The sequence below is a fragment of the Dyella flagellata genome (genome assembly GCF_030160275.1).
Classification (GTDB): Bacteria; Pseudomonadota; Gammaproteobacteria; order Xanthomonadales; family Rhodanobacteraceae; genus Dyella_B; species Dyella_B flagellata.
On sequence record NZ_BSOA01000003.1, the window covers coordinates 503,730 to 527,607 of the forward strand.

Consider the following 23,878-nt stretch of genomic DNA (forward strand, 5'->3'; position numbering starts at 1 on the left):
TACAACATTTTTGTTGTCTATGAGGAAACACAGACAATGCGCTACGCAGTGAAGTTGATCGAATCGGACGGCGCGTTCGTAGCGACGTGCCGAGACCTGCCTGCGTTCAACAGCGTGGGCGAGACGGTGGATGAGGCCTTGCGCGAGTCGGTCGATGCCATGGCCCTGGCACTGCAAGGCTACATGGACGAGCGCGAGCCCATCCCGGCGGCGACGGAGAAGAAGCGAGGCGAGTACTGGGTATCTTTGCCGGCGCTCGACGTGGCCAAGGTGGGTTTGTACGAAGCCATGCTAGCCAAGGGGTTACGCAAGGCGGATATCGTGCGCTTGTTGGGTGTGCATGGCCCGCAGGTGGATCGCTTATTGGACCTGGCCCACAAGTCCAAGCTGGAACAGGTGGAGGATGCCCTAGGCAAGATCGGGTATCGCCTGAGTGTGGCTGTGGAGCCGGTGGACAAGCGACGGGCGGCATAAGACGCCCCAACACTAGGTAGGCTGGGATGACAATCCCAGCTTTGCCATCTATGCATACATCGCGATGCTGGGATTGCCATCCCAGCCTACGCGCGAAGCTTCGCGGCAAATCATTAATCCTGCGCCCGATACCGCTTCGACTGCTTCGCCGACATCTTCAGCGCCATCCGATCCGGCATCAGCTTGAACAGGCCCTTCACCGTGCGATTGAAACGCCCAGTCACATGCACGGCTTCGCCACGCTCCACCGCATCGATACCCTCCAGCACCACCGCTTCCGCACGCTGCCACATGAAACTCGGCATCTTGCTCACCAACGCGCGCGTGCCGGTCACATCGTGAAATTCCGAGTACGTAAAGCCAGGACATAACGCACACACATTCACGTCCAGGCCCAGATTCTCCAGCGCCAGCGATTGCGAAAACTTGATCATGTACGCCTTGCTGGCTGCATACAGCGTATGCCCTGCGCTACCCGGCACATGGCCCGCCAACGAAGCCACATTGACGATGCGTCCATAGCGCCGCTCACGCATGCCGCGCACCAAACGCCACGCAAGCTCGGTTGGTGCAGTCACCAACACGCGCAGAAAATCCGCATGTACCGACCAATCGCTCTGATCAAAGCGTCCAGGCACACCGTAGCCTGCATTGTTGATCAACCAGTCCACTTGCAAACCACGTTCGCCTAATGCAGTGCACAACTGCTCCACACCGTGCGGATCGGCCAGGTCATTGGTCAACACCGTAGTGTTCACCCGATGCAGATCATGCAGCTCCACCGCCAAGGCTTCCAGGCGATCGGTACGCCGTGCCGTCAGCACCAAATCATGCCCACGTGCTGCAAGTGCACGAGCGAAGGCGGCGCCAATACCGGCGGATGCGCCGGTGATCAGGCTGAGCGGTCGGGCTTTGGTCATGAGCTTTTTCCTAGCTGGATCGATATAAATGAAAATACCTTCAGCATGCGCGTTGCCGTGCCCAAGGTCGGTGGTTAAGCTTGCCAGCTTTCATTTGCAACGGACGCGGGCATGCGTAAAAAACTCGTCGCCGCTAACTGGAAAATGCATGGCAGCCGATCGATGGCGGACGGCCTGATGGAAGACCTCATCAAGGCCCATCCTGCCGATGGCGTCGACGTGCTGGTCTTGCCGCCGTATCCCTATCTTGCCCAGCTGGTCGACAAGTACGGTGCTTCCGGCATCGGCTTTGGCGCGCAGGATGTCAGCGAGCACCAGGGGCAGGGCGCTTATACCGGTGAGGTATCGGCCACGATGGTGGCCGACATGGGGTGCCGCTGGGCGCTGGTCGGGCATTCCGAGCGCCGCCACCACCACACCGAGAGCAACGAAAAGATCGCCCGCAAGTTCGCCGCCGTGCTCGCTGCCGGACTTACCCCCGTGTTGTGCGTGGGCGAGACCCTGCACCAGCGCGAGGCTGGGCAGACCATGGAGGTGATCCAGCAGCAGATGCACGCCGTGATGGCGCTGAATGGCATCGCCTGCTTCGACACCGCCGTAATCGCCTACGAGCCGGTCTGGGCCATCGGCACCGGCAAGACCGCCAGCCCGGAGCAGGCCCAGGAAGTGCACGCCTTCATCCGTAGCCAATTGGCTCTACAGGATGATATGATTGCCCGTCTGACCCGGCTGCTTTATGGCGGCAGCGTCAAGGCGGCCAACGCTGCAGAGCTTTTTTCGCAGCCGGACGTGGATGGAGGCTTGATCGGTGGCGCGTCTTTGGTGGCCCCCGAATTCCTAGCCATCTGCCACGCCGCCCATTGAGCGACACAAGAACCCTACGCGAGACCTCATGTTCGTCATCTTCAGCGTGTTCTACATCCTGATCGCTGCTGCGATGATCGTGCTGATCCTCATGCAGCGCGGTGCAGGCGCCGAGGCAGGTTCCGGCTTTGGTGCCGGCGCATCGGCCACGGTCTTTGGTGCCCGCGGCTCGGCCAACTTCCTGTCGCGCTCCACCGCCGTGCTCGCCGCGCTGTTCTTTGCGCTCAGCATCGGCATGGGCATCTACTTGAAGGCCAACGGCGGCGCGATCCGCCAGCAACAGGCCGATACCAGCCTCGGCGTGATGGCAGGACTTGGCAGCAAGCCCGCCAACGCGCAAAATGCGCAGCCCGCGACCCCGGCCCAGCCGAAGGCAGCGGTGCCGGCGCCAGCTGCCCCGGCAGGCAACGGCGAGGTTCCCGCCGCCCAGCCGGCCCCGGCCAAGGCACAGCAGGGCGAAGTCCCCGCTCCCACGGCCCCGGCAGCAGCAGGCAGCAAGCACTAAAATTAAGCAGTATTAGCCCAGGTGGCGGAATTGGTAGACGCACTACCTTGAGGTGGTAGCGACGCAAGTCGTGGGGGTTCGAGTCCCCCCTTGGGCACCAATGCAAGATTCCAGATTGTCCAAATCAGTCCAGAATCGTAGATAACCCCGCGTAAATGCGGGGTTTTTTATTGCCTGATGTCCAGGAGTGTCCAAATCCATCCAGGGGTGTCCAGGGCTTTTGGGTAGGTTTTTGGGTATGATTATTCCAAATCATACCCAAGTAGGTCTCAAGCCGTGCCCCGTCTTGCTACCCCACTGAGCGAACTACAGATTCGTAAGGCCAAGCCTGCCGAGAAGGCTTACTTCCTTGCCGATGGCAATGGCTTAAGGCTTCTGGTTAGCCCCGCCGGGCGTAAGTCCTGGGTTGTGCGTTACCGGCTACCGAATGGTTCGCGTCCTGCCCCGGCGACCATTGGGCACTACCCAGAGATGTCATTGGCTGAGGCGCGCATCAACGCTGTTGAGGTGCAGCGCGATGCAAAGAAAGGAAAGAGCACTGCCGGTATCCGCAAGGCTCAACAGGAGGTTGAGGCTGCAGCGAGCGCTGAATTGGAAGCCGCAGCGCAGCAGCTTGCTGAAGTTGAGCGGGTGTCGTTTCGCGCTGTATCAGGGCGATGGATGGCGGAGAAGCGTCCAACTTGGGCAATGGAGACTTATCGCAAGGCTCGTCTGGTGGTGGATGCGTATTTGGTGCCGAAGCTCGGGGGATTAGATATGCGTCAATTGGAGACGAAGCACGTTCGTCCTGTCCTAGTGGAAATGGCGAAGAGCACTCCGCAACTAGCTCGCAAGGCGCGCCAATACCTTGGAAGCATCGTAGATCACGCCATTAACGAGGGTCTCCGATCTGATGAAAGTCGCCTCAGGCTTGATCGCATTCTGCCGGCATACCGAAGTGGGCACATGCCTGCGGTCACGGACAACGACGCCAAGCTAGGTGAGGTCATGCGGGCTATTGATGTCTATCCGAACAGGGTAGTGCGCGCGGCATTGATCCTTGCGGCCCTAACTGCGATGCGCTCGGGTGTAGTAGCGAGCGCCCGATGGGAGGAGATCGATTTGAAAGCGGGGGAGTGGCGTATTCCTGGTATGAATCCGGATGGTACAAATCGCATGAAAACGGGCCAGGACTTCAGCACGTCGTTGCCGGAGCAGGCTCTTATGGTGTTGCGGGAGATGAGGGAGCGCAACATGGGTGGTGAATATGTGTTTCCACCTCAGGGGCGGCAAAACTCCCCGCACCTCAGCCGTGACACGTTGAGCAAAGCGTTGCGTGAGATGGGCTTCCAAGGCGAGCACACCACACATGGCTTTCGTGCGTCGTTGCGCACGCTTGGTCGTGAACGGTTAGGTATAGACGTGGACGTATTGGAATCTCAGTTAGCTCATGCACCGAAGGACGAGGTGGAGGCTGCTTATGCGCGAGTGAAGTTCCGTGAGAAGCGCCGCGAGGTGATGCAGCAGTGGGCTGACTACCTAGATAAGCTGAGGACGGGAGATATCTTGATGGGTGTAAGCTGATGCCCATTGGTCCTATCAATAGATGCGAAGTCCAGTGACCTCTCCTCAGATTGCTGACCGATTTGCGTTCCATCGTTCTACACCACAGATCACGATCGACGAGTACGAGCGGCGTCGAGTTGTCGAACTCGGTGAGTGGGTGATGGCGAGGGATCGTATATATCTCGATAAGTGCTTCTGGATTCATCTGCGTGCTGCGCGCACTGCCGTACCAAGTCCACCGGGCGCATCGGATCTGTTGGACGCACTCGTAGCTGGAGTCTCTACCGGGCGGCTGGTGTGCCCCATCAGCGACATGCTGTTTCTTGAGCTAATGAAGCAGTCTGACCCGGCAACCCGGGGTGCAACAGCCGAATTGATTGACGAGTTGAGCAGCGGTGTCACTCTTAGCTCGGAACCGACGCGCGTGGCAACGGAAGTTGCGCACTTCCTACACGCGAATACTGGGCATAGCGTTCATCCATTGGAGCATCTTGTCTGGACGAAGGTTCCATACATCCTTGGTGTACAGCATCCAGTGGCTACAGCCTTCCCAGAAGAAGAACAGCTCGTCATTCAGAAGGTGTTCTTGGACCATTTCTGGGAGATTTCTTTATCGACGATAATTGGGACCATTGGAAATGCGTGGCCCTTCTCTTCATCGTTCGTCGACATCGCTGATCGGCTTAATCGCGACAACGCGGCGCATGCTCCCGTGATGAAAAGCTTTTCGCAGGTCTATCGAGACGAGATCAATGGTGTTCTTGAACTCGCAGCCCCGATTGCTACTGATGTACTGCAAGAAATGGCCAAGAAAGCCCTCGGTTCCGGCATCCAACCTTCAGCAGATGAAAGAGAGGGCGTTACTAGGGAATGCCTCGGCTTTCTCAGGGCTGCAGTCCGGAAACCTGCAGGTCGACGGGCGCTGCGCACTCTGCAAGTCGGTGCGTTGTTGCATGCGGCGCTTCGTTGGAACCGAACACAGAAATTGAACGCTAACGACATATTCGACTTCCATCACGCTGGAGCCGCGCTAGGCTACTGCGATGCCTTTCTGACGGATGGCCCTATGCACGCACTGCTGATGCAGCGGCATCTAGGCATCGAGCGCGATTTTCCGTGCCGGGTGATGTCTTCAGTTGAGGACGCCGCCGCTTGGGTTTGGCATCGCATCGCGTGATGGTCCAGAAGCAACTGATGTAAGTTGAGCCGAGCAGGGTGTATAGATTTGCTCTCCTGCAAATCGTTCTATCTCCAGCGCCAGCAAAGGTGTGCATTTCTGACGGTGAAAGTGACTATAAAGCCCTATGTCGATCACAGTCAGGTCCTTTAATCACGCTGATTTCACTGAGTTTCTTCGTGGAAAAGGGTGCTCTCGCTGATTGATGTGGAGCCAGAGCACCCGATCTGCGTGGTCAGACGGGCGGTGAATCGAGAAAGACGTAGAGCACGGCTTGATCAACTCGACGGATGAGCCCTGCGGATATTACGTGGTTATTTCACGTGAGCGGTGACATGTCCCTACCGTGCGGGACATGCTCGCAATAACTGCGCTAGACAGAGAGGCGGATCCAGGCACTCACCGATTACGTCGCCATAAGTCTGCATGATCCATGCAGTGCTTACGGCGGCTCACTAGATGTTCTGGTCATAAGGGGAGCGAGAGCCTACTGAGATGTGCCCGAATTCTCCCGTTTAGTAGTTACGCTCGCCGCGTCAAACAGCCGCTTATGATGTCAAAACTGCCTTGGATAAGATTATGGCCATCAACACTGGGTTTGTTAGGGTTCCTCACTATGTCCGGCTTATCCGGATGGATAACCCGATTGGTAGCTTGTTGCTGCTTTGGCCGACATATAGCGCATTGTGGATCGCCTCCAAGGGGAGGTCTTCGTTCTCGTTAGCAATGATTTTCGCGCTCGGAACATTGCTTATGCGATCGGCGGGCTGTGCGATCAATGATTATGCTGATCGGGACTTCGACCGCCATGTAAAACGCACGGCGGGGCGTCCGCTGACCTCTGGGAAGATCCGCGCGTGGGAGGCCATTGCCATAGCCGCAGCGCTGGCATTTTTGTCCTTTCTTTTGATCTTGCCTCTTAATGGTCTAACTAAGATCATTTCCGTGCTTGCGCTGGTCATTGCGGCGACATATCCGTACATGAAGCGCTTTTTTGCGATCCCTCAAGCCTACCTGGGAATTGCGTTCGGCTTTGGCATTCCCATGGTCTTCGCCGCCGTGCAAAATACAGTGCCGCCGCTTGCTTGGCTGATGCTGGCCGCAAATGTGTTTTGGTCTGTTGCGTATGACACCGCTTACGCGATGGTTGACCGTGATGATGACCTTAAGCTGGGTATTCGGACGGCTGCGATAACTTTCGGTCAATACGATGTGCTAGCCATAATGTTCTGCTATACGGGAACGCTCAGCATTTACGCTTGGATAGGCCTATCGCTTGGTTTTGGGGTAACGTATTGGCTTGGTTTGGCCGCCGCTGCCAGTTGCGTGGTGTACTACCACAGCCTGATTGAAAGTCGTGATCGAGCCGCTTGTTATAAAGCATTTCAGCATAACAAATGGTTTGGCGGGCTAATCTTCGCCGGCATTGCCACGCAATACGCATTGGCCGGAAACTAAGTAAGTGCCTGTCCGATGACCACTCCTGCGGCAAGTGCATCAGTAGCGACTGCGCGGTTCGATGTCCCACAGGGGCTGAAAAGGCGAGCGGGCTCTTTCAGGCGTTTGCCAACGTATTTAGAGCAGGACTGACGGCGAGTATCGACTCGACTTGATCTCAAGTCAGAGGGCTTCTAAGCGGATGGTCAACGGGCCCCGGACAATGCTAGCAATCCTGTCGCCGCACGCTCGATCTCCGGCCTACCCATGGCCACGTAGGATACATGGGTGGCCACCTAACAGCGTTGCAACTCCAGAGCCCTGCTGCGCAGCTATCGACCGATTGTCATCCCCATTAACGGCGTCGAAGCTCCTCTTTGGCACGCCACTCTTTTACCAACTGGCGACGACTCCCCAAATAGCGATCGTCCAGGAAGTTCACTTTCACTATACGGTCGGCACGAAACAACCTGAAGTCTTCGCGTAATTCGCACCATCCAGCAATGAATCGTTGCGATTCTACAAATCCGATCATGATCGGCCAGATGATGCGTTCTGAGACATTTCCATTCTGGTCCGTATATGCGATGAGCATTTTGCGTTGCTCGCGCATGGCGCGTCGAACGTGTGCCAAATCGAGTCCGGAGGTATTTTCTTTCTTGCGGCCGATGTAAAGCGCATCGTCGTGCAGCGCTGGCCTCATCTCAGAAGGAAGCACACCGCTGATTTTTCCTAGCGCATTCTGGGCAGCAAGCGCCAAGGTTTCGTCGGTCTGATGACTGACCCATTTGGCGCCGGCGACGAGCGCTTGCAGTTCTTCTTCGGTAAACGAGAGGGGAGGGAGCAGAAACCCAGGTCGCAAGATGTAACCCACGCCAGGGGAACCATCGATATCGGCCCCCATCGCTTGCAGTGTAGCCACGTCGCGACGGATGGTGCGCAACGACACACCGGCCTCGCGTGCGAGCACCTCGCCGGACACCGTTCCACGGTGTCGGCGCAGTACCTGCATAAGGTCGAAGAGTCGGTGGCTTCTTGACACGTTCAATTCATCGCGATGAGCCCTTTTCCTGCTAGTTTACGGCCCGCTTCAAGCGCGGTCACCAGCGGGATCGCTTCACCCAGCGGCACAATCTCGGCGACGGGAAGTCGAAGTTTTCCGTCCCTGGCAGCCTTGGCAAGGCCATCCAGAATGTCCGCTCTCGGGGTACAGACAATCGGCTTCAATCGCCGGTTGAAGATGGAACGAAAAAAGGTTCCTGGTGTGGGGTTGATGTCCAGGTAGACACCATCCTTTTGCAGCAAATGGAGGCCTGTTTCGATCCTCATCGTCGCGGAGGTGTCGTAGACCACATCAAAACGTTCATCGATGCGCAAAAGATCAGTGGCTCGATAATCGAAAACTGTTTGGACGCCAAGGGTAAGCATTTTTTCTACGTCACTACTGCTGCAACTGCCAGTGACAACGGCGCCCAACATGCGTGCAATTTGCACTGTGGCCTGGCCGACGGCACCGGCGCATCCATTGACGAATACGCGCTTGCCAGCTGTCAGGTTCGCCTTGTCCACCAGGCCATTCCATGCTGTTACGCCGGGGGTGCTGAGACAGGCCGCCTCTTCGAATGAAACGCTGTCGGGCTTTTGAGCGATGAACGTGTCACCGGTCACCACCGCCTGGCCGAGCGCGCCGCTCTCTTTGAGACGCGCTAGACCGAACACTGCATCACCGGGTTTGAACCGTTTTACGCCGCGGCCTACCGCCATGACGATTCCGGAGAAATCGCTTCCCATCGCGCGTGGAAACACTTTTCCTGTAACCATTTTCAGATGGCCATTGCGCACCTTCCAATCGATGGGGTTGAGGGCGGCAAACTTGACTTTCACGACCACCTCGCCCTCGCCTGGCGTAGCCGGTTCAAAGTCATCCAGCCGCATGAGCTCGGGGCCGCCATAGGCGTTGTATTGAATGCGCTTCATTGCGAGCCGTCCTTGGGCTTAGTGGGGCTGTACGGTCGCCATGTAGGCGGCGAACGGTGTGGCGTCATAGATCACATGAGTGGAGGCCAGCTTGCCGTTCTCGACTTTGATGAGTTCGGCAACGACGGTGTGTGGAACGGGGTGAGTTTCCACGTCGTAGACCACCACTGCCTGCCGGTCGTCGCCATGGACGGCGAGGGTGGTCAGGCGGGTGATCATCTGTGCAAAGCCTTCCTGGAAACCGCGGAACTGCGCGATGCCAGTTGTTTGGCCGATAGGCGAGATGCAGATCACATTCTCGGCCGAGATCGAGACGATCGTTTCGACGTCTCGGTTAGCCATGGCTTCCACGTAGATGCGCGCAAGTTCCAGGGCGGTAGTGTTCGGTTTGGCCACGACGGTTCCCTTCAAGCGGGTTGGGAAACTCAGTCTAGGCGGCCATAGGGACAGTTTTTGTCACCATTGTGGGTGGAGAATTGTCATAGTTGACAGTGGCCTGCGTGTAGCACCGGTTATGGGGCGGCTGGCATTCACGGTAGAGCATCACCCCACAAGCAGATTGATTGCCGCGGATATCAGCGTCAGATAGGTCAAGATCATCCCGAAGCCACGCAACGCCGCCTTGTCTCGCCACATGCCAATCGCATGCAGCAATCGCCCTAAAGCGAGGATGCTGCCCATCATCAGCACCATCCAGGTGGTCGCTGCACGTGCCTCGGCCAGACCCAATGCGATCAGCGCAAGCGGGACGTATTCGACAAAATTGCCCTGTGCCCTGATTCGCCGACGTAATGTCTCATCGGTGCCTTCGCCCACCCAAACGCGAAACTTCGCGCGGCGCAGGGTGACGGGAATCGAAAGTACAACGAGGGCGACGGTAAAAAGTGCCGTAAAGAACGAAGTGATGGGTAGAGACGTCATGACTCAATGGCGAGAAGCAGAGAGGGCAAAAGGGGGGGGCGTGGGCTTAGCGTGCGCTATCGATGATGGAGCCGCCGTCCGGCGTGAGGCTGTAACCCGTTAAGAACTGCGCATCCTTGCTCGCGAGGAACAGAACCACGGGAGCAATGTCATCCTCCGGCGTGCCGAAGCGACCGAGCGGATTGCTTGGCGGGGGCACGTTGGCCTCCGGTCCCCATGTTTCCGCTAGTGGCAGCACGTTGTTCACGGTGATGTTGTCGGACGCCCACTCGCGCGCCGCCGTTCGTGTGAGCGCGCGCACCGCTTCCTTGGCCATGTTGTAGGGGCCGTAACCGACGAGGCCCAGAACACCTGCCATCGAACCGAAGTTGATGACGCGCCCTGCGTCGCTTGCCTTCAAATGCGGATAGCAAAGCTGCATGGTTCTCAGATAGGCGATGGGGCCCGCTTCAAAGTTCCGCTGCAACTGCGTCACGGAGAGATCCAGGATGGATGAGAACGGCGCGGTCGGATCAAATGCATTGTTGACGAGGATGTCGATTCCACCAAACGCGGCAACAACCTTGTCCACCGCAGCGCTGACCTGGTCTCCGCTACTGACGTCACAGGGAACCCCTATTGCAGTGCCACCTGCTTCTTGAATGCTGGTAACGACAGCATCAACGTTGGCAGGTGTGAGTGAAAGCACTGCTACTTTGGCTCCTTCGGCTGCGAACAGTTTGGCGGTGGCGCGACCGATGCCGCGGCCAGCACCGGTGACAATCGCAACTTTTCCATTGAGTCGGTCCATGATGCGCTCCTGTCAGTTGAGGGGGAGTGGATGGATTGCAGCGATCACCTCATACGGTGACGGCGTGGCACGAGCAACGTTTTGCGTCGCAAAGGACACGGTCAACAACACGAGCCCCACCACAGCGGGAATCGCTTCGCTGGGCTTCCGAACGCCGAGATGAGCCAAAAGCGCAAGCAGCAGGTGATAGAAGATGCCGGCGTAGGCCAGATCGCTCAGTGGCACGCTGATGCGCGACAGGATTGCAACGACAGCAAAAATCTTGACGGCGATGAGGACGGGAACGAGATAGCCCGGATAGCCAAGTCCCGCGAGATTCTGGCGAACCCATTCGCGCTTGGCGATATACATCGTTGCAGAGGTCAGGTAGAGCAGCGACAGCAATGCCGTGGCAATCCAATATGCGTAAGTTGCGGCCATGGGGTTCTCCAAGGGAGCGATAAATGTGGATCGATTTGTGCCTAGAATGGCTGCTATACGAATCTGTGCAAGTAGGATGAAATCATTGAGGTAAGTATGAAAAAGCAGACCAATGGCGATGTTGAAATCAACATGCACGAGGAAATGCGCCGCGCATTTTCGCTGCTCTCGGGCAAGTGGAAGCTGGAAATCATGTGGCTTCTGAATCAGCGTGTTTATCGCTTTGGTGAGCTGAGAAAGGCCATTCCGGGCATCACACAACACATGTTGACTGCGCAACTTCGTGAGTTGGAAGCGGATGGTTTGGTGTCGCGCACGGTCTTCGCGGAGGTGCCTCCGCGAGTCGAATATGAGATCACTCCCAAGGCGCGCGGACTCGGGCCGACGATGGAGGCACTGACGGCCTGGTGGCATGAATACGGAAGGACGGTGCCCGTCAAACCAACCTCTCGGGGGCGCCAGGCGAAGGCAGTGAAGTCGAAACAGAAGTAACGAAAAGATCTCTTAGCGGCCCGTCATCGAGACGCCGTTCACATGATGGGATTGGCCAAGCTTGCGGGTTCAACTTTGTTGACTAGCTTGGTCGCGACACGGAGGTTCCCATGCAACCCATCATTCAGATATTCCCCCATCCACTGAAAGTGGTGATCACGGTGCTGCTCGCCGCCGCATTGTGCGGTTGGTTTGCCGCGGATCCTTGGGCGGCCTTGCGGTTTTGGTCGGGCGTCTTGATCGGTGCTTGGGGTGCCATCGTGGGGTGGCAAAAGTTGAAGACGGCGAGTGAGCGATGCGCCAAACGCCGCTTCAAGGTCTTTGTGGTCGTGCTGTTGGTGTGGTTCGCCTTGGCGTGGGTGCCTCAACGGGACATTCCCGTGATCGCTGCGCCATTTGGGATTTGGCTCTCTTTGACGGTGGCGATGGGAATCGAGCAGTTCAGGCGGCAACGTTTGCGATCGAGAGAGGCCTCGTAGAAGGAGATGGTGATCACAAGAGACGGCCATGCCAGCCAGGCACCGATCGCCTCCGTCGGCTGGGCGGATGCACCGCCGCCCAAAAATCTGCCCGCTGCCGGGAAACGCTGAACCGCTTCCCACTCCGGGCGACATCGCTAGTCAGCTAGGGCCTCCCTCGGGCGTTTCAGACTTAGACAGTCCGCGAACGCGCGAAGGAGGCTCTGCGATGAAAAACGTCAAGCACGGCATGTTGCTTATTCTTTGTGGTTTGATGCTGGCCGCATTGAGTGGTTGCGTCGAGGACGCCAGAACAGGGTTGATTTGTCCGCCTGGAACTCATCCGGGCCCACACGGCCATCAATGTTTCGCAGACTGATCCGTTCGTTTGGTCGGTCGTTGGTTAGACTTTGGTGCGTGGTATCCCGGTGCAGACCGTTGAGGTCTGCGCCGGACAACAAAGGAATGAACAATGAAGTCAGCTGTTGTGGTGGCACTTTCGCTGTTGTGGTCAGGGATGGCGATGGCCGATGCACCGGGCCACTGGGTGGTGGCCATCGCGGGCTCTAACCAGCCTTACATGTGCAATGAGTGTGCGCTCCGAACGCCACTTCCCGATGTGACATCCGCGCAGGCATTGAATACGTGGAAGGCGGGACAGTCACCCTTCATTGGGCTGGTGGATGCCAAGGGTGTGCATCACACCATCCAGAACGGTGACAAAGTCTCCCTGTGCAATCAGACCGGGTGCTCGGTCTATACCTGGCAGGAACCGGACGGTTGGACGCAGGGAGTCTTCCAGCGCATGGAGTCTCACTGATCAAGTAGTGCGATTAGGGCACTGGTGCAAACGGGCAGGCGTGCCAAATACCTACCCCGAATCTTTCGGATGGCCCGGGCGTAATCCGACTGCGACACTCGCGGCTTCACCCAAGGGGAAGGGCAGCGATGGCGTCCATCTGGCGTTGGCTTTCAGGCTGGCACCTAGGCGCGCTTGGTCGCATCTGTGTCACATCGACTGACACACAAACGCGATCCCTGGTCAGTTGGGCGGGGAGCGGGCGCACACGCAGGGAAGACGAGGTCCAACGCCGGCATGATCGCGTGGTTGAGCCGTCCCGGTGACGCCGCTGTTCAGTGCGAGGGCGCCCTCCATTTCTGAGGGGGTGTCCACTCTTGCCTTTTTCCTCAAAAAGAATATGATAAATATCATATGGGACGCACCGCCAATCAATCGAAAGAGGCTACGCACGAGCGCATCGTCGAAACCGCCGCGCGGGTCATCCGTCGCAGTGGCTATGGTGGCACCAGCGTTGCCGACATCATGAAGGAGGCCGGTTTGACCCATGGCGGCTTCTACGCGCACTTTGCTTCGCGCGAGGCCATGTTGGCCGAAGCAGCGGATCGCGCCGGCGCCGAGGCCGTCTCGCTATCGACACGCGTTGCAGCCGATGCGCCACCGGAGCAAGGATTGGATTGGCTGCTTCGCGCGTATTTGTCGGAAGAGCATCTCAAAAACCCAGAAATCGGATGTCCCGTGGCCGCTTTGGGGTCGGAAATGCCACGCCAGGCACCCGAGGTCAGGCGCGCTGCCACGCGCCGCATCAAGGAAATGATTGACGTCATCGCTCGCCAATCGCCGGATTGGGGACAGCCCGGTGCGCATGAGAACGCACTGATGACGGCGGCGACGATGGTGGGCGCCTTGATCATGGCGCGCGCCGTCGATGATTCCAAACTGTCCGATGCGCTGTTGAAGGCGGCGCTGGAACACCTCACCCCCGCTTGCGCTTAGGTGCATCGACCGATGTTTTTCGTCACGGATAAAAATATGATAGATAACATATTTATGCAGAGGGAGTGGTCGCCACGGCCACTCGGTTCCAACCACCATCGCCTCACCGTCATCACCGCTGATTTTGTGATGACTCGCAGGCAGGCATCCCCATGAAACCCAAGAAATCCATTGTGATCGTCACAGGGGCTTCTTCTGGCATCGGAAAGGCCACGGCAGAGCGGCTGTCCACCGCGGGCTACAAGGTCTACGGCACGAGTCGGGGCAGAGCGCAGGCAGAGCAGCCATCCTTTGCAACGTTGTCTTTGGATGTCACCCGTGACGAATCGGTCGAAGCTGCGGTCAAGGAAGTGATTGGGATCGAAGGACGCATCGACTTGCTGGTGAACAACGCCGGATTCGGCGTGGCTCCGGCTGGTGCGGAGGAAAGTTCCATCGAACAGGCACAAGCGATTTTCGATACCAACTTCATGGGCATCGTCCGCATGACGCGTGCCGTTGTCCCGCACATGCGACAACAGGGCAGCGGACGCATCATCAACATCGGGTCTGTGCTCGGCTTCCTGCCCATGCCTTACATGGCGCTGTATTCGGCCACGAAGCATGCAGTCGCCGGTTATTCGGAAGCGCTCGACCACGAACTGCGCACGATGGGCATACGTGTTTCTGTGGTGGAGCCCGCCTACATCAATACACCCTTCGATGCGAACGTGATGAAGCCCGACGCTCCTCTCGATGTGTATCGCGTCATTCGAGAGGGTGTGGAAAAGCGGGTGAAAGAAGTATTGGCGAGTGCGGACGGCCCTGGAATCGTTGCCGAAATGGTGCTCAAAGCAGCCTTGGCTGATCGTCCAAAGCTCCATTACGCCCCTGGACTGGCAAGCCGCATGCGATTTCTACGCCGATTTGCCCCAGCGGGTGTGCTGGATGCGGGAGTTAGAAAAGACCTGCGACTCCCAGTGTGAGCCGCACCAGCCTCTCGCGCTGAATCAACGCCGTAACAGCGACGAGCGATGGGAATACAGAAGGGAAGCGTTTTCCCTTTGCTCGATACCACTACAAAGAGAAACTTCATGAAGGCATTCATCATTGATCGGTATGGCAAGAAGGATCCGATGCGGCTGGGCGAAAGGCCACAGCCGGAACTTCGGGACGACGATGTGCTGATCGAGGTTCACGCTGCGGGCTTGAACCTGTTGGATTCAAAAATCAAAAGCGGCGAGTTCAAGCTGATCTTGCCTTACCGCATGCCGCTGGTGCTGGGTCATGACGTCGCCGGCGTTGTGACGAAAGTGGGATCGAAAGTTCAGCGATTCAAAGTGGGCGATGAAGTCTATTCTCGCCCGCCAGATCACCGCATCGGAACGTTTGCGGAGTTCATTGCCGTGAATGAGAACGATGTTGCCCCCAAGCCTAAGAACATCACCATGGAAGAAGCGGCGGCGATCCCGCTCGTCGCCTTGACGGTCTGGCAGGCGTTGGTTGAAAAGGCCCATCTGAAAAAGGGGCAGAAGATTTTCATCCAGGCTGGCTCGGGCGGCGTGGGCTCTTTTGCCATTCAAATGGCTAAACACCTCGGGGCCACCGTCGCCACCACCACGAGCAGCACCAACACCGAGTTAGTAAAGGGTCTGGGGGCGGACATCGTCATCGATTACAAAAAAGACGACTTTGAAAAAGTCTTGCAGCACTACGATGTCGTCCTGCATAGCCAAGATGCAACGGCATTGGACAAATCCCTGCGTGTGCTGAAACCCGGTGGGACGCTCATCTCGATCTCTGGGCCGCCTGATCCCGCATTTGCCAAAGGAATCGGAGCACCTGGGTTTGTTCGCCTCATCATTCGCTTGCTGAGCTCGGGAGTGAGAAAAAAAGCAGCGACTCGCAGTTTGAACTACTCGTTTCTTTTCATGCGGGCCAATGGACCCCAGTTGCGACAGATCACGCAACTGATCGAGGCCGGCGCCATCCGCCCCGTGATTGATCGCATCTTTCCGTTCGAGTCCACCAACGAGGCCTTGGCTTACGTGGAAGCGGGACGCGCGAAGGGGAAGGTCGTCGTCAAGATCAAATGATGGGTCTGGTCATCACGCAGTGGTTGCTACCTACACCCTACCGGATCGTGCACCGCTTCTTGGATTGCCAACGCAATCTCGTCTTCACTGCGTCCACCGTTGATGGCAATGCGACCACCAAAGACAAAGTGTGGAACGGATCGAACGCCAGCCGCAGCGGACTGGGCGGCCTTTTGCTCCACGCGTTTGTGCTGTTCCAGATCAAGGGCGATTTGCCGGGCTTCGCTGCGGTCGAAACCATAGTCGCTGGCAAGACCAGCCAAGACATCCACATCGGCGATGTTCTGGACGTCAAGGAAATAAGCTTTGGAGATCGCCACGGCAAGCTGGTGTTGCGTGCCGCGCTCACGGGCCGCCAGGATGAGGCCATGTGCGGCCTGGGTGCGATAGGCCCAGGGCTGACGACTGAGGTCAAGATTCAAACCTGACGCGCGTGCTTCGGATTCAGGACGTGCAAACGCTGCCTTGGGATCGGTGACGCCGTGGCGGGTGCGCAGCAGGTCCGGAATGTAGATTCCCTCCGCAGGTGCATCGGCAATCAACAGCACCGGATGATGACGGATGTCGACAGTCAGGTCAGGGAAGCGCTCCGCCAGCACCTTGTCCAGACGATGCTGGCCGATGATGCACCACGGGCAGGAGATTTCGGTGTAGAGATCAATGTTCAACATGATGTGCTCGTGATCGAAAGAGACCGTGATGGAACGCCACGTCTCCTTCTTCTGATTTTCAGTGATTGGCAATGCCGGGTGCCGCACGCATGAATGTCTTGTCTGCCACTTGGTTGATAAGGAACGTCGCCAAGTTGCCTCTGGACAGTTGCATGCTGAGTTTGTCCCTTCCATACCAGCCGACGTCGAGCTGCCCGGTTGCTGGGCCATCTTTGAGATTGGGTATTCGCACCAGTGTCCAGTCGAGGTCAGATCGCGCGACCAGGTTTCCGGCGGCCTTGATGTCGTCATAGGCTTTGCGAAGAAGCAGCTTGATCAAAAACACATAGGTGTGAGTCTTGAAGTCGAAGCCGTCCTTGGGATCACGGTAGCTCGCTGTGGAGATCTGGATGATTCGACGAATGTCCGATTGCCTCATCGCCGCGATGATGTTGGAAAGACCCTGGGTAACGGGTCTTTCTCCTTGGATTTTGAGGCTGTTGGGTCCCAGGGCGCTGATGACGGCGTCAGCCCCGCGCACACAGTTGAGGATCGCCTCTCGGTTCTGCAAGTCACCGACGACCACTTCAACTTTTCCTGCAAAGGCTTCCAACTTCTGCGCGTCGCGTGTGTAGACCGATAAGCTGTGCCCCTGTTTCAGGGCTTCTTCGATGAGATGCTTCCCCGTCGGGCCGGTCGCGCCAAATAGAGCGAGCTTCATGCCGCCACCTCGACACGGCCGATGTCTGAAAGAGCAGTGACCGTGGCACTCATCGTCAGGCCGCCTTCGTCAGCAATGCTTGCACGGCTGCTTCGGCGCCAGCGACGGCTGCTTTCTCGGCGTCAGGACCGAGCACCGTGCCCTCGACGCGCACCAACTCCACATCGGTCAAGCCGATGAAACCGAGCAGATGCAGGAGGTAGTTGGTTTGGAAGTCGAAGGGTGCATAGGGACCTTCGGCAAACACGCCACCGGAAGCGGTGACGAGATACACCTTCTTACCCGTCAGCAGCCCCTTCGGGCCGTTGCCGTCATAGCTAAACGTGACGCCGGGCCAGGTGACATGATCGAACCAGGCTTTGAGCGGGGAGGGCAGGCCAAAGTTGATCATGCCCGAGCTCAACACGATCACATCGGCTGCTTTCAGCTCCTCGACCAGCGATTGCGCAAAGTTCACCGCATCGGACTGCTCGGGTGTGCGGGCGTCGGGTGCCGTGACACGTCCGTGGATGTAAGCCGGTGTGATGTGCGGAACCGGGTTGGCGGCGAGGTCGCGCACGGTCAAGGTGCCGCCTAAACGGGCCTGGACGCCCTCGGCAATCTGGGTTCCGAAACGAGCAGAAAGGCTGCCGTCCCCGCGCGGGCTGGACGTGATCAACAGGATGTGGCTCATGGGGCCTCCTCAGGCTAAAATAAGAACTAGGTAACTCATGAGTTCTGAGTTACCAAACGATACGAAGGATCGTATGGTTCCCACCCAAGCCCCACAAGAAGGCACATGTATGTCACCCAGGCACATTGCTGTTCCCCATGAGGTGCCCGCGCCGAGCGCCGAAGGATGCGAGGGCACCCGCAAAATCCTGGATCGCATCGGCGACAAATGGAGCCTCTATCTCATCATCACGCTGGCGAATGGCGTGCGGCGTTTCAACGAGCTGAGGCGTGGCATCGACGGCATTTCTCAACGCATGTTGACGCTGACGTTGCGCGGATTGGAACGCGACGGGCTGGTGACGCGGACGATGTATCCGACGATTCCGCCGCGCGTTGACTATGAACTCACCGAGCTCGGAAGAACGTTGCTGGAACCCGTCATGGCGCTGGTCAGTTGGGCCGACACCAACAAAAGTGTCATTGCCAAAGCGCAGAAACGGTTTGATGAATCCATGGAATCAGAGAGCACTTCGGTTGTTGGCGCCGTCCAGCATCGTCGGTGAATCGGCTCGCAACAATCGAAAATCACGACGCTCGACGGGGGTAGCCTTGCTTCAAGGCTTCCACCACCAGCTCGACAGCCCGTGATGACTTACGCCGGCTTGGGTAGTAGACATGAAGCCCCACAAACGTGGGAAACCAGTCTTCCAGGACCCAGGCCAAACGACGGGCCGCGACGTGGGGTGCCGCCATATCCTTGGGCACATATCCGAGCCCGTATCCGCTGAGCGCTGCTTCAAGAATCGGATAGATGCTGTTGAACACCAGCTGTCCGTCGACTCGAACCCTCACCTGCCGCTTGCCCTTTTTCAGCTCCCAAGGCAGTAAGGCATCCCGTGTCGGCAACCGAAGGTTGATGCAGTTGTGAAGCGTCAGGTCTTGCGGTTTTTTGGGGGCAGGGTGGGATTTCAGATACTTCGGTGAGCCGACGATCGCCATGGTCATCGGAGGAGCAATGGGGGCGGCGATCATGTCCTTGGCGACCTCGTCGCCCAACCGCACGCCGATGTCATACCGGTTCGCCACGATGTCCGATAGCCCGTAGTCGCTGATGATCTCAATCTTTAACTCCGGGTATCGGCGCAGCAGCGGTTGCACACGCGGCCAAATAAGCGTGTTCGCGTCGTAGTCCGTGGTCGTGATGCGCACGGTTCCGGCTGGCCGATCGGCCAGCGCGCGCAGAGATTCCAGTTCGGAACCGATTTCTGTCAGGCGTGGTTCGATCGTGGAGACCAATCGTTCCCCGGCATCCGTCAGGGACACACTTCGGGTCGTTCGCATCAGCAACGGAAGACCCATGCGCTCTTCCAGCGCCCGGACTGTGCGGCTAAGCGCCGATTGAGAGACGCCAAGCTGCACGGCAGCACGGGTGAAGTTGCGCTCACGCGCCACGGCCATGAACGCCACCAAGTCGTTGAGGTTTTCCATGATTGATGTCCCTTGGCATAAGTGCTTGCCGATTTTGCCATCTAATCATAGGAAGGAGGTTCCGATACATTAACCCTCCTCTACCTACATCCCTCGATATCCAGGAGATAAGCATGTCCCGAATCGTTGTCATCGGTGGAAGTGGACACATCGGCACCTATCTGATTCCGGGCCTGGTGGAACGCGGCCATGACGTCGTCAACGTCAGCCGAGGCCAGGCCAGGAGCTATCAACACCATGCCGCTTGGGATCGGGTTGAACAGGTGGTGATCGACCGAACGGCGGAAGAGAAAGCGGGTGCATTTGGTTCACGCATTGCGGAGCTTCGCCCCGACATCGTGGTCGACCTGATTTCGTTTGATCTCGCCAGCACACAGGCCTTGGTCGAGGCAGTCCGCGGGAAGGTGGAGCACTTCCTGCACTGTGGAACCATCTGGGTCTACGGTCACAATGCCTCGGTGCCCGCGGATGAGAGTGATCCACTGAATCCGTTTGGAGACTATGGCGTCAACAAAGCGGCGATCGAGACCTGGCTGTTGCATGAGACGCGCCGGACGGGCTTTCCTGCCACGGTCTTTCGGCCGGGCCACATCGTTGGACCCGGTTGGGCGCCGATCAACCCGCTCGGTCACCTCAACACCGACGTGTTTTCGCGTATGACACGTGGTGAAGAAATCACCCTTCCAAACTTCGGTCTCGAAATGCTGCATCACGTCCACGCTGAGGACGTTGCGCAGATCGTGCTTCTGGCGATCGCCAATCGGGCGGCGTCCATCGGTGAAACCTTCAATGCGGTATCCGCCAAGGCCTTGAACTTGCGAGGTTATGCCGAAGCGATGTTTCGTTGGTTCGGATTCGAGCCCAAGATTCGCTATCTGCCGTTCGACGAGTGGAAGGCAGGGCAGGCGCCAGACGAAGGCCACCTGGCCTGGGAACACATCGTGCGCAGCTCTTGCATGTCCATCGAGAAGGTGCGCAGTCGTTTGGGCTACCGGCCTCACTACACGAGCTTGGCTGCGATACAGGAAGCGGTCTCAGCGTTGATCGTCGCGGGACATGTCCAGCCGCCCAAAGGTTGGATGTAGTGGGAGTAAGTTGACGGCCGTGAGATGGAGTGGATCGCGTAGATGCAGCCGCATTCATGGCGATCACCTACACCTTCACGGCTGCCTTCACCCCGCTCAGGCCCTCGCTGGTTGGTTGTTGCCCAGCGACGCGCTATCGATGACAAAGCGGTATTTCACGTCGCCTTTGAGCATCCGTTCGTAAGCCTCATTGATCTGATCCGCACGGATCATTTCGATGTCGGACACGATTCCGTGCTCGGCACAGAAGTCCAGCATCTCCTGGGTCTCAGGAATGCCGCCGATGACAGAGCCTGCCAGGCTGCGGCGTTTCAGGATCAGGTTGAACACCTGGGGCGACGGATGCGGCGATGCCGGTGCGCCGACCAGGGTCATGGTGCCGTCCCGTTTGAGCAGAACGAGGAAGGCATCCAGGTCATGGGGTGCAGCGACGGTGTTGAGGATGAAGTCGAGGCGCTTGGTGTGTGCCGCCATCTCATCCGCGTTGCGTGAAACCACCACCTCATGTGCACCCAGCGCCTTGGCGGCGTCACGCTTGGATTCGGACGTGGTGAACGCCACCACGTGCGCTCCCATCGCGCGGGCAAGCTTGATGCCCATGTGGCCCAAGCCACCGATGCCCACCACGCCCACCTTGTGACCCGGTCCCACTTTCCAGTGGCGCAGCGGGGAGTAGGTGGTGATGCCCGCACACAAGAGCGGTGCAACAGCGGCCAGCTGCGTTTCCGGATGGCGGACGCGCAACACGTAGCGTTCGTGCACGACGACCTGCTGCGAATAGCCGCCCAGTGTATGGCCGGGCGCATCGGTCGTCGGGCTGTTGTAGGTGGCGACCAAATGATCGCAGTAGTTTTCCAGCCCATCGTTGCACTCAGCGCAATGTTGGCAACTGTCGACCATGCAACCGACCCCCACCAAGTCGCCAACCTTGTGGTGGGTCACCTGTGCGCCGACGGCCGAAACACGGCCAACGATTTCGTGACCGGGCACGCAGGGATACTGCGTGCCGGCCCATTCGGCGCGGACCGTGTGAATGTCCGAGTGACACACGCCGCAAAAGGCGATGTCGATTTGCACGTCATGAGCGCCCGGCTCGCGCCGGGTGATGCGCATCGGTTCAAGGGATTGATCGGCGGCGATGGCGCCGTAAGCGTGGATGGACATGATGTGCTCTCCGTTAGTCCGTTGCTCGTTCAAGGGTCACCGGGGTGTGATCAGGAATCGTGTGGATCTGCTCGACACGCGCGTGGATGCGTCCCAAGGGAACCTTGCCGGGCCAATAGCCAATCGGGCCGTAGTAGAGCGCCACCCACTGGCCTGGGGCGTAGTAGCCCACTTCGGGGATTTCGGGTTCGTCACCACGGGGCGCCCCTTTCATGGAAAGCGCGCTTGGCAGCCGGATGATCTTTTCGTCGTAGCCGGGATAGTTGTTGGCGTTCAAGGTCAACGGCAGTCGAGACACCAAGTCTTTCGCGGTGTCGTTGTCATACAGCTCGACAGTGAACGCCTTGTCGCCCACACGTATCACGATTTTTTGGCCCGAAAGCTTTCTCAAATCACGATGGCTGGACGTTTCATGGGGTGCGTTGTTCATGGTCTGGGCCTCAATCACTCCGATCACGGCGACCGATGCCAATGACATCGCCACCATCCACGTCAAAAATCGTCGCTTGTTCATCGTCATCTCCCTTCAAGGTGTGAACTGTCCCTTTGCTGCGACGCCGGTGCGTGACGTCAGCCAGGTGAGGAATGCGGAGATCAGCAGCAACGTTGTGCTGGCGATGAAGGTGCCCTGGTAGCCCCGATGGTCGAAGAGCAGGCCGCCTACGGTGGAACCCAGGGCAATGGCCATCTGGACGACTGCCACGAAGAGACCGCCGCCGGCTTCGGCATCGTTCGGGAATGTCTTGGCAACCCATGCCCACCAGCCCACCGGCGCGGCGGTGGCGGTCAATCCCCACAGTCCCAGCAGTGCAACGACCACTGCCATCCAACTGCCGAAGGTAATCAAGGCCACCGAAATCCCTGCCATCAACATCGAGATCGCGATCAGCGTTTGATAGAAGCCGCGTTGAAGGACCTTGCCGATGAGCATCGTGCCGATAACACCGGCGATGCCAACCACCAACAAGATGAGCGAGAGCGTGGGCACCTGAACCCGCGTGACGGTTTCCAGAAAAGGCCGCACGTAGGTGAACATCGCAAACTGTCCCATGAAGAACACGCTGCCGGCGGCCATGCCGACCGCGACACTGCGGCGTCCAAACAGCGCGAACACTTGGAAGACCGAATCGGTGCGACCGTCGGCGCTTTTCTCAGTGCGCATCGCGGGCAATGCGAACCCCTGCCAAGCCAGCGTCATCAGCGCCACCGGCACGAGGCAAAAGAAAGCGCCGCGCCAACCGATGACGGCCCCAAGGTAAGCGCCCAAGGGTGCAGCCACCACGGTGGCCAGCGCGGTGCCGCCGTTGAAGATCGCCAAGGCGCGTGGCACCTCGGTCGTCGGCACCAACCGAATGGCCGTGGCGGCCGACATGGACCAAAAGCCACCGATGACCACACCAATCAGTGCACGGCCCAGCATGTAGGTCGCGTAGTTGGGAGCGAGCGCGATGATCGCACCCGACAATCCCATCGCCGCCGTCAGGCCCAGCAGCAACGTCTTGCGGTCCAGCGTGCCGACCAATCCCGATATGAAAAGACTGGTCAACACCGCCAGGGCACCGGAGATGGCGATGCCTTGCCCCACCATGCCTTCGGTGACGTGCAGATCGGTGGCCATCGGCGTCAGCAAGCTGACCGGCATGAACTCCGACGCGACCAAGGCGAACGCGCAAATCGACATCGCATACACGCCGCTCCAAGAAGCCGTTTGCACACCGCTTGGGAGGGTGGAGTCGTCGAGAGTGGTGGCAGAGGCTGGGGTGGTCATGACGTGTCAGGGGATATCGGAGGGGCGAGGGGGAACACCGGGCGTGTCGGTCACAACGGTTCGACGAGAACAGCAACGTCCAAGGCCGGCGGTGCGTTCGGCACACCCGGCAAGGGGTGGGATCGGTCTGGAAGCGGCAGATGCAGCGAGAAACGATGGACGCCGACGGACGGATCGAAAAACTCAGTCAACTCGCCCCAGGAATGAACTCAGGAGCGGCTTGGTTCGCGGAACCCCAGAGCGAGGGGAGGGCGTTGGTCCATGGGGCACATCTTGGCGAACGCAGGGCCCCTTGACTAGCTAATGAATCGTGAAAGGGGTTATTAGTGAAGCTAATGAGTGATCATGAGACACTGCCCCCGTCCCAGGTCCGGCCCATTTGGCCGCTTCGATGTCGTCACGGTGGATGGCATTTTGCGCGTAGTGGCGTTCTGGGTGTGGCGGATCGCTCATCTTGGACTACAAGTGATGGCGACAACACCCCAAGTGTGGCTGCCT

General features: G+C 58.3%; 28 protein-coding genes and 1 tRNA gene. 15 read left to right on the forward strand and 14 right to left on the reverse strand.

What is annotated here, in order from left to right; genetic code table 11:
• The first annotated feature begins 36 nt into the window (after positions 1–36).
• Entirely contained in the window at positions 37–474 is a 438-nt protein-coding gene (locus QQJ96_RS03905; RefSeq protein WP_284330626.1) for a type II toxin-antitoxin system HicB family antitoxin, read from the forward strand.
• A gap of 113 nt (positions 475–587) precedes the next feature.
• Here QQJ96_RS03905 and QQJ96_RS03910 read toward each other — a convergent pair whose 3' ends face one another.
• Positions 588–1,394: an SDR family NAD(P)-dependent oxidoreductase gene (locus QQJ96_RS03910; RefSeq protein ID WP_284330627.1), complete on the reverse strand. Its 807-nt coding sequence runs from the start codon at positions 1,392–1,394 to the stop codon at positions 588–590.
• A 111-nt stretch (positions 1,395–1,505) separates the two neighbouring features.
• Here QQJ96_RS03910 and tpiA point away from each other — a divergent pair, with 111 nt between their 5' ends.
• From tpiA to ubiA, 6 genes are all read left to right on the forward strand, one after another.
• The gene (gene tpiA, locus QQJ96_RS03915; RefSeq protein WP_284330628.1) at positions 1,506–2,258 is read left to right on the forward strand and encodes a triose-phosphate isomerase; all 753 of its coding nucleotides are present in this window, start codon (positions 1,506–1,508) and stop codon (positions 2,256–2,258) included.
• A 28-nt stretch (positions 2,259–2,286) separates the two neighbouring features.
• Positions 2,287–2,763 carry a preprotein translocase subunit SecG gene (secG, locus tag QQJ96_RS03920; RefSeq protein WP_284330629.1) on the forward strand — a complete coding sequence of 159 codons (477 nt, stop codon included), beginning with the start codon at positions 2,287–2,289 and terminating at the stop codon, positions 2,761–2,763.
• Positions 2,764–2,778: 15 nt separating this feature from the next.
• Positions 2,779–2,863: transfer RNA gene (locus QQJ96_RS03925), tRNA-Leu, on the forward strand.
• Positions 2,864–3,039: 176 nt separating this feature from the next.
• Positions 3,040–4,326: a tyrosine-type recombinase/integrase gene (locus QQJ96_RS03930; RefSeq protein ID WP_284330630.1), complete on the forward strand. Its 1,287-nt coding sequence runs from the start codon at positions 3,040–3,042 to the stop codon at positions 4,324–4,326.
• 34 nt (positions 4,327–4,360) lie between these two features.
• Positions 4,361–5,485 carry a hypothetical protein gene (locus QQJ96_RS03935; RefSeq protein ID WP_284330631.1) on the forward strand — a complete coding sequence of 375 codons (1,125 nt, stop codon included), beginning with the start codon at positions 4,361–4,363 and terminating at the stop codon, positions 5,483–5,485.
• A 579-nt stretch (positions 5,486–6,064) separates the two neighbouring features.
• On the forward strand, positions 6,065–6,943 hold the full coding sequence (gene ubiA / locus QQJ96_RS03940; RefSeq protein WP_284330632.1) for a 4-hydroxybenzoate octaprenyltransferase: 879 nt from the start codon (positions 6,065–6,067) through the stop codon (positions 6,941–6,943).
• 334 nt (positions 6,944–7,277) lie between these two features.
• Here the strand turns inward: ubiA and QQJ96_RS03945 are convergent, their stop codons facing one another.
• The 6 genes from QQJ96_RS03945 to QQJ96_RS03970 form a co-directional block, all read right to left on the reverse strand.
• Positions 7,278–7,964 (reverse strand): helix-turn-helix transcriptional regulator, encoded by a 687-nt coding sequence (locus QQJ96_RS03945; RefSeq protein WP_284330633.1) that lies wholly within the window; start codon positions 7,962–7,964, stop codon positions 7,278–7,280.
• Positions 7,965–7,966: 2 nt separating this feature from the next.
• Positions 7,967–8,899: an NAD(P)-dependent alcohol dehydrogenase gene (locus tag QQJ96_RS03950; RefSeq protein WP_284330634.1), complete on the reverse strand. Its 933-nt coding sequence runs from the start codon at positions 8,897–8,899 to the stop codon at positions 7,967–7,969.
• Between the two features lie 18 nt (positions 8,900–8,917).
• Positions 8,918–9,295: a nuclear transport factor 2 family protein gene (locus tag QQJ96_RS03955; RefSeq protein ID WP_284330635.1), complete on the reverse strand. Its 378-nt coding sequence runs from the start codon at positions 9,293–9,295 to the stop codon at positions 8,918–8,920.
• Positions 9,296–9,442: 147 nt separating this feature from the next.
• Positions 9,443–9,820, reverse strand: coding sequence for an MAPEG family protein (locus QQJ96_RS03960; protein WP_284330636.1), 378 nt, complete (start codon positions 9,818–9,820; stop codon positions 9,443–9,445).
• 46 nt (positions 9,821–9,866) lie between these two features.
• A complete protein-coding gene (locus QQJ96_RS03965; protein ID WP_284330637.1) occupies positions 9,867–10,610 on the reverse strand; it encodes an SDR family NAD(P)-dependent oxidoreductase in 744 nt (247 codons plus the stop codon).
• Positions 10,611–10,622: 12 nt separating this feature from the next.
• Positions 10,623–11,030, reverse strand: coding sequence for a DoxX family protein (locus QQJ96_RS03970; protein WP_284330638.1), 408 nt, complete (start codon positions 11,028–11,030; stop codon positions 10,623–10,625).
• Between the two features lie 96 nt (positions 11,031–11,126).
• Here QQJ96_RS03970 and QQJ96_RS03975 point away from each other — a divergent pair, with 96 nt between their 5' ends.
• From QQJ96_RS03975 to QQJ96_RS04000, 6 genes are all read left to right on the forward strand, one after another.
• Positions 11,127–11,522 carry a winged helix-turn-helix transcriptional regulator gene (locus tag QQJ96_RS03975; protein ID WP_284330639.1) on the forward strand — a complete coding sequence of 132 codons (396 nt, stop codon included), beginning with the start codon at positions 11,127–11,129 and terminating at the stop codon, positions 11,520–11,522.
• A gap of 110 nt (positions 11,523–11,632) precedes the next feature.
• Positions 11,633–12,001, forward strand: a complete 369-nt coding sequence (locus QQJ96_RS03980) for a hypothetical protein (protein WP_284330640.1) — start codon at positions 11,633–11,635, stop codon at positions 11,999–12,001.
• Between the two features lie 451 nt (positions 12,002–12,452).
• Positions 12,453–12,800: a hypothetical protein gene (locus QQJ96_RS03985; protein WP_284330641.1), complete on the forward strand. Its 348-nt coding sequence runs from the start codon at positions 12,453–12,455 to the stop codon at positions 12,798–12,800.
• A gap of 393 nt (positions 12,801–13,193) precedes the next feature.
• Entirely contained in the window at positions 13,194–13,775 is a 582-nt protein-coding gene (locus QQJ96_RS03990; RefSeq protein WP_284330642.1) for a TetR/AcrR family transcriptional regulator, read from the forward strand.
• A gap of 152 nt (positions 13,776–13,927) precedes the next feature.
• The gene (locus QQJ96_RS03995) at positions 13,928–14,740 is read left to right on the forward strand and encodes an oxidoreductase (RefSeq protein WP_284330643.1); all 813 of its coding nucleotides are present in this window, start codon (positions 13,928–13,930) and stop codon (positions 14,738–14,740) included.
• A 108-nt stretch (positions 14,741–14,848) separates the two neighbouring features.
• On the forward strand, positions 14,849–15,850 hold the full coding sequence (locus QQJ96_RS04000; protein ID WP_284330644.1) for an NADP-dependent oxidoreductase: 1,002 nt from the start codon (positions 14,849–14,851) through the stop codon (positions 15,848–15,850).
• 26 nt (positions 15,851–15,876) lie between these two features.
• Here the strand turns inward: QQJ96_RS04000 and QQJ96_RS04005 are convergent, their stop codons facing one another.
• The 3 genes from QQJ96_RS04005 to QQJ96_RS04015 are packed head-to-tail and all read right to left on the reverse strand — an operon-like array spanning position 15,877 to position 17,894.
• Positions 15,877–16,521, reverse strand: coding sequence for a DsbA family oxidoreductase (locus tag QQJ96_RS04005; RefSeq protein ID WP_284330645.1), 645 nt, complete (start codon positions 16,519–16,521; stop codon positions 15,877–15,879).
• A 58-nt stretch (positions 16,522–16,579) separates the two neighbouring features.
• Positions 16,580–17,221, reverse strand: coding sequence for an NAD(P)-dependent oxidoreductase (locus QQJ96_RS04010; RefSeq protein WP_284330646.1), 642 nt, complete (start codon positions 17,219–17,221; stop codon positions 16,580–16,582).
• Positions 17,222–17,276: 55 nt separating this feature from the next.
• Positions 17,277–17,894 (reverse strand): FMN-dependent NADH-azoreductase, encoded by a 618-nt coding sequence (locus QQJ96_RS04015; protein WP_284330647.1) that lies wholly within the window; start codon positions 17,892–17,894, stop codon positions 17,277–17,279.
• Between the two features lie 109 nt (positions 17,895–18,003).
• On the opposite strand from QQJ96_RS04015, the gene QQJ96_RS04020 reads away from it, so the two are divergent.
• Positions 18,004–18,438: a winged helix-turn-helix transcriptional regulator gene (locus tag QQJ96_RS04020; protein WP_284330648.1), complete on the forward strand. Its 435-nt coding sequence runs from the start codon at positions 18,004–18,006 to the stop codon at positions 18,436–18,438.
• Positions 18,439–18,460: 22 nt separating this feature from the next.
• Here QQJ96_RS04020 and QQJ96_RS04025 read toward each other — a convergent pair whose 3' ends face one another.
• Complete coding sequence (locus QQJ96_RS04025) at positions 18,461–19,363, reverse strand: LysR family transcriptional regulator (RefSeq protein ID WP_284330649.1); 903 nt, start codon at positions 19,361–19,363, stop codon at positions 18,461–18,463.
• Positions 19,364–19,476: 113 nt separating this feature from the next.
• Between QQJ96_RS04025 and QQJ96_RS04030 the strand changes: the two genes are divergently transcribed.
• Positions 19,477–20,448: an NAD-dependent epimerase/dehydratase family protein gene (locus tag QQJ96_RS04030; protein WP_284330650.1), complete on the forward strand. Its 972-nt coding sequence runs from the start codon at positions 19,477–19,479 to the stop codon at positions 20,446–20,448.
• Between the two features lie 96 nt (positions 20,449–20,544).
• Here the strand turns inward: QQJ96_RS04030 and QQJ96_RS04035 are convergent, their stop codons facing one another.
• Genes QQJ96_RS04035 through QQJ96_RS04045 form a run of 3 tightly spaced genes read right to left on the reverse strand, consistent with a single transcriptional unit; the run spans position 20,545 to position 23,380 of the window.
• Positions 20,545–21,612: an NAD(P)-dependent alcohol dehydrogenase gene (locus QQJ96_RS04035; RefSeq protein WP_284330651.1), complete on the reverse strand. Its 1,068-nt coding sequence runs from the start codon at positions 21,610–21,612 to the stop codon at positions 20,545–20,547.
• Between the two features lie 13 nt (positions 21,613–21,625).
• A complete protein-coding gene (locus QQJ96_RS04040; protein ID WP_284330652.1) occupies positions 21,626–22,126 on the reverse strand; it encodes a cyclophilin-like fold protein in 501 nt (166 codons plus the stop codon).
• A gap of 12 nt (positions 22,127–22,138) precedes the next feature.
• The gene (locus QQJ96_RS04045; RefSeq protein ID WP_284330653.1) at positions 22,139–23,380 is read right to left on the reverse strand and encodes an MFS transporter; all 1,242 of its coding nucleotides are present in this window, start codon (positions 23,378–23,380) and stop codon (positions 22,139–22,141) included.
• Positions 23,381–23,878 lie beyond the last annotated feature (498 nt).